Raw genomic sequence first — 12,424 nt, 5'->3', positions numbered from 1 at the left:
CATGCTCTCCTCTCACCTTAATCCTTAGGCTGAATCGTTTCAAGCGGCGCGACGTTGCCGTAAACCGGGGAAGCTGTGCCACTTGGAGCAGCCCAGCGCACGCCGTTAGCGATGACCCTCTTAATTTCCTTGTTATGATAGGTTGGATAGGTTTCATGCCCTGGCCGGAAATAAAATATTTTACCTCTTCCGCGATTATACGTGACTCCGCTGCGGAACACTTCGCCGCCCTCGAACCACGATATAAACACCAATTCGTCAGGAGCTGGAATATGAAAGTGCTCTCCGTACATTTCTTCCTTCGGAAGCTCAATGTACTCGCCGATCCCTGCAGCGATCGGATGTGCAGGATTGATCACCCAAATCCGTTCTTTATCGTCTGCTTCACGCCACTTCAGATAACCCGTTGGCGTGCCAAGTAGTTTACTGAAAATTTTTGATGCATGTCCAGAATGTAAAACAATGAGGCCCATGCCGTCCAAAACCCGTTTATACACCTTCTCGACCACCGCATCCTCCACCTGATCATGCGCCAGATGCCCCCACCAAATCAAAACGTCCGTATGATTCAACGTTTCATCGGTTAAACCGTGCTCGGTTTCGGCTAGGGTAGCCGTTTTTACGTTAAAACCATCACTTTCCAAAAAATCAGCTATCGCACCGTGAATCCCCGTAGGATAAATCGCCGTAACGGCAGCGTTCTTCAATTCGTGTAAATTCTCATTCCATACGGTTACGTTAATCATCGTCGCTTATCTTCCTCTCTCTTTGCATGCCTTCACGCTTTAATTGACTAAGGCTCATTGAACCAGTTGCCGCTAGTCTAACAAGACTGCCCCTCAGCACATGGTGAGCTAAGGGGCAGTAGTCATCCAGATCAATCCGATTAATTCACGCTTGTGTAACGGTTATACGCATCCGTACGAATCTCAATGAGTCGTTTAAGTCCCATATCGTTAAGCTGTTTTATATAAGCATCCCACTCTTCGTCGATGTTTCCTTTTGTTATCCATTGGGCACGGGTAGTTCTGACATAGCTGTCGATATCCGTAGTAAGGGTAGGCAGCTCCTGGAACTCTTCCGCGTTATACATAACATTCGGAAATGGCGTTGTCACATAATCTCTGCCAAGCTTATCAATGACAAGTTTTAGACCATCCCCGTTAGTTTCACTAAGGATGATATTTTTCTCGAAGCTCGGGCTTACGTATTTAGGACCAAAATCTCTAACGGATTGCTCCCAATACCATGCATCCGCGCTGGTGCCATCCGGAGGGGACATCAGTGCGTAAGTGCCATCGTCGTTCTTCTGAATAACAGTGCCGATTGCGCCCCAGAAATTTTGGATACTGGCTTCATTGGTATAGAACTGGTCAGCCCATCTCGAAATGACTTCCGGATATTCAGAGGAAGTTGTAATCAACAATTCATTGCGTCTCAGGCTTAAACCAACCGGATCGCCGACTTGATACCGTTTCCCGTCCAATCCGGCAATCGGCGGAATGGCCACATATTCATCTTTCCATTTGCCAAATACGGCGTCAGGTATCCACTGATTGGAGAATCCGATAATCGGAGCGTCAGGATTCTGCTGCTTTGCCGTAGACATCGTACCATCCTGTGTGAAAAGCTCCTGATCGATCAAGCCTTCTGCATAAAATTTATGCGCCCACTTAATCGCTTCTCTGTATTCATTTGCAGCAGGATAGAATACGGGCTTGCCGTCCTTAAGCATCATGCTGTTGGCGTTCAGGTCCGTGATGCCAAAGGGGCTCAAGAAATCCATGCTAATATCTACCGAGCCGCTGAAAGGAATTTCATCGGGTAGTCCATTCCCGTTTGGATCTTTTTCTTTAAAGGCTTTAAACACAGTGTACAGATCATCAATGTTATCAGGAATTTCCAAGCCCAGGCGGTCAAGCCAAACTTTATTGATGACAGGCTGCGCACCCGTTATAGGACGCGAAGGCAGCCTTGTTGGCAAGGAATACATTTTCCCATCCGGAAACGTACTGATTTTTTTGAGCTCCGGCGTTTCTTCCATAGCCATCTTAAGATTAGGCATGTATTCGTCAATGTAATCATCCAGCGGACGGAAATACGATAAGTTATTGACGATATCAGAATCAGAAAATGCATTATCTCCAAAAATGACATCCGGAAGCGTTCCGCTTGCCAGCATAATGGATTTTTGCTCGCCCCAATCGTTGGAGGACATCACCTGCCAATTGATTTTTACATTGGTTTCTTTCTCAAGGTCCTGCAGCCATTTATTGTTTGTAAACGTATCCCCCATGTTGCCCCAACGGACGGTCAACACATCCAGCGTAATCGGCGACGTTACAATCGGCAGTCCTTCTTGGTTAATAATGGAGCTTGTATCATTCGGGGCTTCTTCTTCAGACTTGCTGGTGCACCCAATAAGATTGAATAACATCGTAAAGCTCAGAACCAATACAACCAACATTCTATTTCCTATCAATTTTGATATGTTACCCATTCGAAAGTTCCCCCTGTACGTCATTTTAACTGCAAAATACGAGATTACTTCACGGCGCCAATCATCACCCCCTGGTTGAAATACTTTTGTACGAACGGATAAATGCACATTATCGGCAAAGTGGCGACAATGATAACGGAATACCGCATCAGATTAGCAAGGCGCAATGCGATGACCGCTGCCTCGCCTGTCCCCATACTCGACTGCATCTGGTTGGTAATGAGGATGTTTCGTAAAATTAACTGCAAGGGATACAAGTCCGTATCCTTCAAATAAATCAACGCATTGAAATAGGAATTCCAATAACCGACGGCCGTCCACAGCGCCAGAACCGATATGACCGCTTTTGAAAGAGGCAAAACGACTTGAATATAATATCTCAAGTTGCCGCATCCATCGATCTGCGCTGCTTCCCATAAATCGCCAGGGATACTGGATTGGAAAAAGGTCCTAGCTACAATGATATTGAAAACGGCGACGGAAAAAGGCAGCACCATGACGAGAAACGTGTCGTACAAATGAAAGTCACGAATCGTCAGAAAGGTGGGAATTAGACCGCCATTAAAAAACATCGTAAAGATAAAAAACAAAGTGATAGATTTGCGGCCGACAAGGTCTTTTCTTGACAGCGCATACGCCGCGGAAAGATTGATCGCCAAACTAATGAGCGTACCCACAACCGTATACAAAATCGTATTTTTGTAACCAATCCAAATATTGGAGTGCTTGATTAGCTCCTGATAGCCTGCCAAAGTAAAGCCTTCGGGGAAAAACCACATTTTTCCGTTGGCAACCGCGGAAGGATCGCTGACAGAGGCGATAACGATAAAGTAAAGCGGATAGATTAAGATGATCAGCAAAATAACCGCAAAAACGTAAATCATTATTTCCATTACATCGAAGGATCGTTTTGTTTCCTTCCGCGGTGCTGATTTCGTCACGGCTTCCATTGTGCTCATATTATCCTTCCTTTCGATTACCACAGACTGCTGTCGCTATACTTTTTCGCCGCCCGGTTTACAAGAATCAGCAAAACGAAACTAATGACGGTGTTAAACAGGTTGATTGCCGCGGAAAAGCTGTACTGGCTGCTCAACAACCCGATTTTATACACATAAGTTGCAATGACCTCACTAGCAGAGAGATTGAGATTATTCTGCATGAGATATATTTTTTCAAATCCTACACCCAAAAGCCCCCCGATCCGCAGGATAAGCAGAGTGATTACCGTCGGCATAAGCATTGGAATATCGATATAACGGATTCTCTGCCACCGGCTAGCTCCATCCACCTTAGCTGCTTCGTAGAGACTCGGATCAACCGCCGAGAGCGCTGCAATATAAATGATACTGTCCCATCCAGTATGCTGCCACACATCGGACCAGACATAAACGCTGCTGAATAATTCGACGGAGCCCATCAGGTTAGGGGCTTCAGCTCCAAACAGACGATAAATATTGCCTACCAGACCATTGCTCGGTGAAAAAAGAATGAGCAGCAAGCCAACCATAACAACGGTTGAAATAAAGTGCGGCATGTAGGTCACGGTTTGGAAGACGCGTCTAAACCGGTTTGCGCGCATTTGATTGATCATCAGCGCAAGCATAATCGGTATTGGAAAGGTAGCTATGCTGTAAAGGCTTATGATCAGCGTATTTTTAATGGTTATGGAAAACTGATAAGAGTTAAAAAACTTTTCAAAATACTTAAATCCCGCCCAAGGGCTTTCCATAATTCCTAAAGCAGGGCTGTAATCTTTAAAGGCAATCAACACGCCATACATGGGTATGTACGAAAAACAAATGAGCAGCACCACAGCAGGCAGCAGCAATATATACAGACCCCAGTTCTTTCCTATCCGGCCGATGTTCCGCTGCATAGTAATGCTTAATTGGCTTGTTTTCAAAAAGATACCCCCATCTTTCCTACAACTCGTTAATGTTTATTTTTCCTCTCTCCCTTGCCTCTTTAGTATAATTCCTTTTTTTAGGACAATGCGGACTTCACAACTTGGTTATTCGGACATTTGTCATTCATTATTTAAAATACTTGCACAAAGGATACGATTAAAAACGATAACCATGACACTATTCAGACTTTCTATAGTTCTTTTTCGGACTTTGAGCCAAAAGCCAAAAAACGATGTGTCTTATTGTTGTACATTAGCTTTATAATAGGTTTTACTAGCATTTGGAACCGATTTCATTACCCAAAATAGAAAGGACATGGGATGAGACGTATGGCAAAACGAACGAAAGGCAAATCCCGCTCCATTCAGTACTACGTTAAAATAATGATCTTAATTTTATTCTCCGTATTAGTACTCGATTGCATTATCAGCTTTGCTGCGATTTCTATTGTCAAGCAGCAATCTACCCGATATTTGCAGGATACAGCTAATATGTACATCAATCGGATCAATGATGATTTTGCCTACATTAAACACTATATGGGATGGACGCTCGCAAGCGATGAAAGCGTAAAAACAATGAACAAATACCTGCCCATTGATAGCGAGTTTATAAAGGCGAATACTGAACTGTACAGGCGTTTTTCCGAACTGCAAAAAAATTATGGACAAGAGTATAATTTTTTCATCTATTTAAGTGAGCAGCAATATTTTTTAAATTCGGCCCCTACAAGCTTGAGTTATCCCGATTATCTCGCACTAAAAAAACAGATTTTCTCCTATGTTCAGGATAAAAATCTGATTGAAAAGCTGTATTCCAACTGGTCACCCATTCATATCAAAGATAAATATTACATCATTAACATCGTTCCTTATTATGATAGTTACCTGATTTGCCTGATTTCCGCTGATGACCTGATCCGTCCCTTGCAGCAGATCAATCTGGGAGGGAACGGGATTGTTTCCTTGGTAGACAATAACGGAAATGAAATCATCAATCCAAAATCAAATGGAGAAACGATAACTCAAAAAGACGCGTCAAAGGAATCTCTTCTGAGCCTCATACAGCCCAGAACCATCGTCAATGGACAATTTTCCAACGCATCGTTCAGTGTAAAAATGTTTATCAAATTCGGGACGTTTGAAAAAATTATGATAGCCCAGCTGCTGATTATGCTACTGGCCATCATTGTCGCTTGTTCTTTTTGCGGCATTATGCTCTATTTCAATATTTTAGTATTGAAGCCTATTAAAAACTTTTCGGATAACCTGACCCAATTTAATGAGGATAGCAAGCCCTTGGATCTCAATATCAACAAAATTATAGAGCTTGAGCAAGCGAACAAGCTGTTTAAAAAACTGCTTGAACAAATTAAAATTTTTAAAATCAACAGCTATGAACAGCAGCTTGAAAAACAGAGAATTCAGCTAGACTATATGAAATTGCAAATCAAGCCGCACTTTTTCCTGAATTGTCTAACGAACATTCACAGTATGGCACAGATGCAAATGTTCGAAGAAATTCAAAGTATGGCCATATCGACTTCAAATTATTTCCGTTATATTTTTCAAAACGGACAGGATTTTGTTCGGCTGGGTGATGAAATTGATCATGTTCGAATTTACCTGGAAATTCAAAGGCACCGTTACCGGGATGCATTTACGTATCGCATTGAACAAATTGACGGCATGGACAATCAGCTAATCCCGCCGCTTGTTCTTCAAACTTTTATCGAAAATTCGGTTAAATACGCTGTTTCAAGAGTAAACGAGGTGCAAATCCGTATTGCTGTCGACCGCATTCTAGATGCCGATGAAGAACTGGCGGTGATCCGCATATCCGATACCGGGCCCGGATTTGCTCCCGAAATATTAAATAAACTGACAAGCGGTCAACCCTTGGATCAAACAGATGGCAACCATATCGGCATTATGAACACTCTTCAACGACTAGAATTACTATACCATCACGAAGCCAAAGTCCATTTTTCCAATTCCGAAGATGGCGGCGCTTGTGTCACTATATACCTTCCGCATCCCCCGCAGGATTAGATATGAAAGGAGCAAAATACGATGAATGTATTGCTTGTTGATGATGACTATTTTGTTGTGACCGCGCTGGAAAAGAAAATTGATTGGAGAGCGCTCTCGATCGAAAACATCTATACTGCTTATAATATCGCTCAGGCACAGGATATTCTCAAAAAGCATGCTGTCCAAATTCTGATTTGCGATATCGAAATGCCGCAGGGAAGCGGCTTGGAGCTTCTCGCATGGATTCGCGAGGAGCAATACAACATTCAAGCCATATTCCTGACCAATTACGCCGATTTCAACTATGCACAAAAAGCCATTGAATTACAGAGCTTTGAATATTTTTTAAAACCGATCGAATTTGATAAGCTGACGCTTATTATCCAAAAGGCTGTCGCTAAAGCAAAAGAACAACAGCATAACGCGGAAGCCATACAGGAAGGGTACTTTTGGAAAAAAAATCATAAAAAAGTCCAAGAGCATTTCTGGCGCAAACTAATTACGGGGAAAACCTCCTTTTCCAATCCCGCTACCATCGCTCATTCGATTACGGAGCAAAATCTTCCTTATGTGTTGACGGATCATTTTTTGCCTGTTCTAATTAATATTTTTCCTTATGATGAAAGCTTGGGCAAAAAAGATAAGGATCTTTTTGATTTTGCTCTTTTAAATGTGCTGTATGAATTGTTTCAGGACCCCCGATTTTCAATTGAAACCATTTTGGAATATAAGGATTTCAACTGGATAGCCATGCTCAAATGGAATCACTCGCCTGATTCCACAATCATCGAAAGCATCTGTTCATCTATCATTCAAAAGGCGAATAAATATCTCAAATGCGACATCTGCTGCAATATTGCCATCTCCGGCAAACTGGAAGACATCCATCCGATCATTATAGACCTGCTCAGCATGAACGAGAAGATTATCAAATACCGTAACCAGACATTTTTATTGGAAAGCTATCATCAGACGGAAACGACCTATTCACCGCCAAATTTGGCACTATTGGAAAAATTGCTGGACCAAAACAATCCCTCTTCTTTTCTTGATGAAACGAACAAATATTTGCAAAACAACGTACAGAATCAGGTGTTGAATGCGTCTGTCCTAAGCCTGTTTCGCTTGGATATTGTACAGCTTGTTTACTCCTATCTCAAAAGCAAAGAGATACAGGCTCATAAAATGTATACGGGAAGAACAAATGATCAGTTATTTATACAATCTCTAAACTCTATCGAGGATATGGAGAAATATCTTAAATATTTGGTGAACACCGCAACGGAATACCGGAAATTCACAGAACAACCCAAGTCTGTTGTAGAAGAAATAAAGCAGCATATCCGTACGCATTGCGGTGATGAGCTGACAAGAACCAATCTGGCGGAAATCGTCTATCTCAATCCTGATTACTTGGCGCGGTTGTTTAAAAAAGAAACGGGAATTTCACTAGGGAACTATATCATTCAAGCCCGTATCAAGGCTGCAAAGTATTTGCTAGAAACAACTAATTTATCTGTGAATACGATTGCAAGCAAAGTAGGCTATACCAACTACTCCTACTTTACGAAGCTTTTCAAACAGGAAATTGATTGCACGCCCAATGAGTACAGGAAAAATCCCACTCCCCTATAATCGGCTTCACATTCATTCGTTTAAATGAGGATAAGCTCTCCAACACCGCTCACGGAGTTGTGAATGAAATTGGAAAAGACATTTGAATCCTCCATTTCGCGGCTACGAATCTTGGATCAAGGCAGATTCCTCATCCAAGAGAAGGGGTACACCGATGTAGGCGTACCCCCAATTTTTCTTTGCTAGGATTACTCGTTATTCCTTCTCCATCGTGCTGATGTCAATAACAAAGCGATACCGTACATCTGAAGCTAACACGCGCTCCCAGGCTTCTTCGATCTGGTTGGCAGCAATAACCTCGATCTCTGGATTTATGGCGTGTTCAGCGCAAAAGTCAAGCATTTCCTGCGTTTCGCGAATCCCACCGATGGACGACCCAGCAAACGAGCGACGCTGAGGGATCAGTGAGAAAACGTGAACCGACAACGGCTCTGATGGCGCACCGACATTGACGAGTGTACCGTCCAACGCCAGTAACGAAAGGTATGCATTAATATCGATCTTCGCGCTTACCGTATTCGCGATGAGGTCGAACGAACCCGCCAGTATCTTAAACGTTTCTGGGTCGTTCGTGGCATAATAATGGTCCGCGCCAAGCTGCAAACCGTCTTCTTTCTTCTTCAAACTTTGTGATAGAACCGTAACCTCTGCCCCCATTGCATGAGCGATCTTCACGGCCATGTGTCCAAGCCCGCCAAGCCCAACAACAGCTACCTTCTTGCCAGGAGCAGCTCCCCAATGGCGAAGCGGCGAATACGTGGTGATGCCGGCACACAGCAAAGGTGCGGCAGAGTCAAGCTCCATACCGTCAGGAATTCGTACCACGAAGTCTTCGGTTACGACGATGTGGGTCGAATAACCACCCTGCGTATATTGCCCGTACTTATCGATAGCTCCGTAGGTGCCTGTCATTCCATTGAGGCAGTACTGCTCCTCTCCCTCATGGCAGTTACGGCAATGTCCGCAGGAGTCAACCATGCAGCCTACACCTACTCGGTCGCCGATAGCATACTTTGTCACTTCCGAACCAACCTGGGTAACAATTCCGGCGATCTCGTGCCCTGGAACGAGCGGATAGTTTACCGGTCCCCAGTCGCCGCGAGCGGTATGGATATCCGAATGGCAAATACCAGCGTACTTAATCTCGATGAGGACATCTTGAGGCCGGAGATCCCTACGTTCAATCGTAGTCAGTTTGAACGGACCTTCTGGACTAAAAGTAGCACGTGCATTAGCAGTAATCATAAAAATAACCTCCCAAATGGTTTCTTAAGATCATCCTGGCTGTAGGAAAATAAAAAATCGTCATCTCATCTGAGCAATTCTTTATGTTGTCGAGTGGGAGCAAACATGATGTTTCTTAGTAAAATGGTTGCAAAACTAAATACTAATGATAGTAATCCCACGAAAACGACGTATGGTGTGCCCATTTGGGAAATAAATAACCCGCCGACTGCTGCACCTATGGTTGTTCCAATGTTACAGGCTGATAAAAATAATCCATTAGCAAAATCAGGTGCTTCAGGAGCCGCAGTCATCATCAAATATTGATTCATATTCGCCCCTATGCCAGCTAAAATACCCCAGATTAACGTAATGATCGCCATGGGTACGCTAAACTGTCCGAATAAGAATAATACGATGTAAACGGCTCCCAATACAAAAGGAAAAGATACGATGGATTTAATGGCACGATTAGTTAGCAATTTTCCTGAGATCACGTTACCAATAATATTAGCTCCGCCGTATATAAATAACATAATTGTAATCGCATTGGACGACATATTCGTTACCGTCTTCAGATACTCAGCTAAATAACTATACACGCCTAATATAGCTGAATTTAATAAGATAATCGCCGCAATGGAAAGCCAAGTAACTGATTTTGTTAATATCGATAATTGAGCTCCGTAAGAAAGCCTTTCCCTAACGGGCATTGAAGGTACAAACAGTAAGGTGGCAAATAATACCATTACATTGACAACAGCAAAGAAAACCATCGCCATTTGTAGAGAAATCGTACTTTCAATGAAGGTTGCGATTGGTACACCGATTACCATACCGGCAGACACTCCAATAAAAACTTTCGCAACGGCTTTTGGAGCTTCTTCCTTATTAACCGAGATAGCAGCAACTGTAAATGCCAATGAACAATAAACCGGATGAAAAAGGCCTTGAATTACACGAGCCACTAATGCAATTGTAAAATTAGATGTAAATATGGTTATCAAGTTTCCCAAAACGAAAACCCCAAGTACAATTAACATGACCTTCTTTCGATTCATACCCGAAAACAATAACGGCATGAATGGACCGGACACTGCAACTGCAAGGGCAAACGAACTCACAAGCCATCCTGCCGTAGGTACACTCACATCAAAGTGTTCAGCAAGGGAAGGCAATAATCCGATAACCCCCATTTCTGTACTTAAGATACCAAAGACGCCAATCGTTAATATAAAAATGATCAAATTATTTCGCTTAGTCAATAAAACACCTCTATTTCAAATTTGTAAGTAAAGATTGCACTTATACTTCCTCGTAAGCTAGGAATGTGGACCTCACTTAAATTTTTTATTATCATCTTGTCACGCCCACTAAACCAACATAAAGTGTGTAAGCAAAAGGAATGGTTTAATCAAGCTCTGTCTATTATTATAGATGTATGAGGCTTATGTTCAATGGTTAAAAAAACACGATATGTTGATATATCAACATAGTACTCAAAGCTGTTTATTATCTAAGAAAGTTTGGTGAAGTTTTCGATGGCTAAAATGGATCGAAGAATTGTTAAAACACAAGAATCCTTGAAAAAGGCCGTTATTGAACTGATGAGTAAAAAAAGTTTTGATGACATTACGATTCAGGATATTGCAGACCAGGCAAATCTAAACCGGGGGACCATTTATCTTCATTATCAGGACAAATATGATTTGTTGGATAAACTAATCGAATCACACATGAATGAACTAGGCGAAATGGATGAATGGGCATGTAAGCTGGATTGGAGCAATGGTCTTGTACCTTTCTTTGAGTACTTCGAGAAAAATTATTTATTTTTTTCGACGATGTTAGCCAGTAAAGGAGCCCCATCTTTTAGAACTCGGCTTCTTGACTATATTATGGAAGGCTTTAAAGAGGAGATTGACAGAGAAAGCGGAAAAAATGTGGATTTAAGTGAAGATGTTATGTTGCAATATGCTAGTACTGCTTATGTAGGGGTAATTGAATGGTGGATCAGGAATGGAATGCCGTATCCGCCTCAAGAAATGGCCAAACAAGTTGGGACTTTGCTAGGGAGAAGTTTATAGTCATGTATAATATGAGCGTCCTGCTTAATTGCCAGGACGCTTTTGGTGTCTATTCATAATTTTCTTTTCATCGGAATCAATGCAACTTTGAGATCCGTGACCTACTTATCTTTCAAGCCGACCCTATGGATCGTTTTTGCTTCTTTCTGAACTCTGCTTATATGTGCATAATACGAGGATCGTTCGACCTCAAGTACTATTACCACATATTGTAACTAGACGACCAATAGCTTAACGAGGCTGCCGATTTTTTCGGCAGCCTCGTCGTGGTTGTGTTATGGAACTATCTTTCTCCGTTAGTTTAATCTTAAAGAATCTTTTCCATATGTATACCAGCAATAAATTCCCCTGATGGCTTAACTCTTATAGAGATATCGAAAGGTCTAAACCCATGCTTTTTATAAAATAAAATTGCCCGTGTATTAGTGTTATGACAGACCAGTTTCAGTTTATTTACATTCATATTTTGTTTCGCAATTGATTCCATGGTTTCAATTAAAAATCGAGACACACCTTTTCCTCGATAATCCTGGGACACAATGACGTTGCCTAGCCAACAAGATCCGCCATCATGATCATAAAAATTAGCGTAGGACACAACTTCATTATTAAACAAAACAACAGTGGGTTCCAATCTACTTTTAACGGCTTCCTCAATTTGTTTTGGTGTTAACGGGTATGTCGCTTTAGGGAACATATAATATAATTCCTCTTCGCTTTTCGGAAAAGAGCAAATAGTTTCAAGATCATTTTTTTGTAAAGATCGATAGTTATACATATGTTCCTCCCCATTTAAGAATTAGAAAATCAGCCTAGATTACCTATAAAAAACATCAAGACCCGCGGATCTTGCCAAATTTTCCCGATTCACCCGATTCGCCGCGCGTGGAGCAATGCAAAAAAGCAGCCCATTTCCGCAAGGAACGAATTGCTTTTTTCTTTGATTGCTCGTGTTTTAGTAGTCTAATTCCGAAAATCCGGCTGCCGGTTAAACTAACGTTTCCCTTTAGCGCAAAGACGGCATTCAGTCGTTCT

General features: G+C 42.1%; 11 protein-coding genes. 3 read left to right on the top strand and 8 right to left on the bottom strand.

From position 1 onward, the window contains the following. Positions 1 to 17: 17 nt before the first annotated feature. From ACO9K6_RS19955 to ACO9K6_RS19940, 4 genes are all read right to left on the bottom strand, one after another. Positions 18 to 746: a ThuA domain-containing protein gene (locus tag ACO9K6_RS19955; protein WP_424769294.1), complete on the bottom strand. Its 729-nt coding sequence runs from the start codon at positions 744 to 746 to the stop codon at positions 18 to 20. 140 nt (positions 747 to 886) lie between these two features. Further along, positions 887 to 2,467, bottom strand: coding sequence for an extracellular solute-binding protein (locus ACO9K6_RS19950; protein WP_424769326.1), 1,581 nt, complete (start codon positions 2,465 to 2,467; stop codon positions 887 to 889). A 77-nt stretch (positions 2,468 to 2,544) separates the two neighbouring features. Beyond that, entirely contained in the window at positions 2,545 to 3,450 is a 906-nt protein-coding gene (locus ACO9K6_RS19945) for a carbohydrate ABC transporter permease (RefSeq protein WP_424769325.1), read from the bottom strand. Between the two features lie 26 nt (positions 3,451 to 3,476). Further along, positions 3,477 to 4,379, bottom strand: a complete 903-nt coding sequence (locus tag ACO9K6_RS19940) for an ABC transporter permease (protein ID WP_424769324.1) — start codon at positions 4,377 to 4,379, stop codon at positions 3,477 to 3,479. Positions 4,380 to 4,901: 522 nt separating this feature from the next. Here ACO9K6_RS19940 and ACO9K6_RS19935 point away from each other — a divergent pair. After that, positions 4,902 to 6,461: a sensor histidine kinase gene (locus ACO9K6_RS19935; protein ID WP_424769293.1), complete on the top strand. Its 1,560-nt coding sequence runs from the start codon at positions 4,902 to 4,904 to the stop codon at positions 6,459 to 6,461. Between the two features lie 21 nt (positions 6,462 to 6,482). After that, positions 6,483 to 8,078: a response regulator transcription factor gene (locus tag ACO9K6_RS19930; protein WP_424769292.1), complete on the top strand. Its 1,596-nt coding sequence runs from the start codon at positions 6,483 to 6,485 to the stop codon at positions 8,076 to 8,078. A 195-nt stretch (positions 8,079 to 8,273) separates the two neighbouring features. On the opposite strand, the gene ACO9K6_RS19925 is transcribed toward ACO9K6_RS19930, so the two are convergent. After that, positions 8,274 to 9,323 carry an NAD(P)-dependent alcohol dehydrogenase gene (locus ACO9K6_RS19925; protein ID WP_424769291.1) on the bottom strand — a complete coding sequence of 350 codons (1,050 nt, stop codon included), beginning with the start codon at positions 9,321 to 9,323 and terminating at the stop codon, positions 8,274 to 8,276. A gap of 65 nt (positions 9,324 to 9,388) precedes the next feature. Next, a complete protein-coding gene (locus ACO9K6_RS19920; protein WP_424769290.1) occupies positions 9,389 to 10,567 on the bottom strand; it encodes an MFS transporter in 1,179 nt (392 codons plus the stop codon). A gap of 276 nt (positions 10,568 to 10,843) precedes the next feature. On the opposite strand from ACO9K6_RS19920, the gene ACO9K6_RS19915 reads away from it, so the two are divergent. Next, the gene (locus ACO9K6_RS19915) at positions 10,844 to 11,389 is read left to right on the top strand and encodes a TetR/AcrR family transcriptional regulator (RefSeq protein WP_424769289.1); all 546 of its coding nucleotides are present in this window, start codon (positions 10,844 to 10,846) and stop codon (positions 11,387 to 11,389) included. Between the two features lie 307 nt (positions 11,390 to 11,696). Here ACO9K6_RS19915 and ACO9K6_RS19910 read toward each other — a convergent pair whose 3' ends face one another. Further along, complete coding sequence (locus ACO9K6_RS19910) at positions 11,697 to 12,167, bottom strand: GNAT family N-acetyltransferase (RefSeq protein ID WP_424769288.1); 471 nt, start codon at positions 12,165 to 12,167, stop codon at positions 11,697 to 11,699. 55 nt (positions 12,168 to 12,222) lie between these two features. After that, the coding region (locus ACO9K6_RS19905; protein WP_424769287.1) for a hypothetical protein at positions 12,223 to 12,424 on the bottom strand (202 nt) is incomplete at its 5' end.

The sequence above is a fragment of the Paenibacillus praedii genome (assembly GCF_049725345.1).
GTDB lineage: Bacteria > Bacillota > Bacilli > Paenibacillales > Paenibacillaceae > Pristimantibacillus.
This window is presented reverse-complemented; position numbering and strand designations above follow the sequence as displayed.

Excerpts from the sequence above, each read along its gene's own strand:
- ACO9K6_RS19955 (WP_424769294.1), bottom strand. The coding sequence starts at position 746 with ATGATTAACGTAACCGTATGGAATGAGAATTTACACGAATTGAAGAAC.
- ACO9K6_RS19915 (WP_424769289.1), top strand. The coding sequence starts at position 10,844 with ATGGCTAAAATGGATCGAAGAATTGTTAAAACACAAGAATCCTTGAAA.
- ACO9K6_RS19925 (WP_424769291.1), bottom strand. The coding sequence starts at position 9,323 with ATGATTACTGCTAATGCACGTGCTACTTTTAGTCCAGAAGGTCCGTTC.
- ACO9K6_RS19940 (WP_424769324.1), bottom strand. The coding sequence starts at position 4,379 with ATGCAGCGGAACATCGGCCGGATAGGAAAGAACTGGGGTCTGTATATA.
- ACO9K6_RS19935 (WP_424769293.1), top strand. The coding sequence starts at position 4,902 with ATGTACATCAATCGGATCAATGATGATTTTGCCTACATTAAACACTAT.
- ACO9K6_RS19945 (WP_424769325.1), bottom strand. The coding sequence starts at position 3,450 with ATGGAAGCCGTGACGAAATCAGCACCGCGGAAGGAAACAAAACGATCC.
- ACO9K6_RS19930 (WP_424769292.1), top strand. The coding sequence starts at position 6,483 with ATGAATGTATTGCTTGTTGATGATGACTATTTTGTTGTGACCGCGCTG.
- ACO9K6_RS19910 (WP_424769288.1), bottom strand. The coding sequence starts at position 12,167 with ATGTATAACTATCGATCTTTACAAAAAAATGATCTTGAAACTATTTGC.
- ACO9K6_RS19950 (WP_424769326.1), bottom strand. The coding sequence starts at position 2,467 with ATGTTGGTTGTATTGGTTCTGAGCTTTACGATGTTATTCAATCTTATT.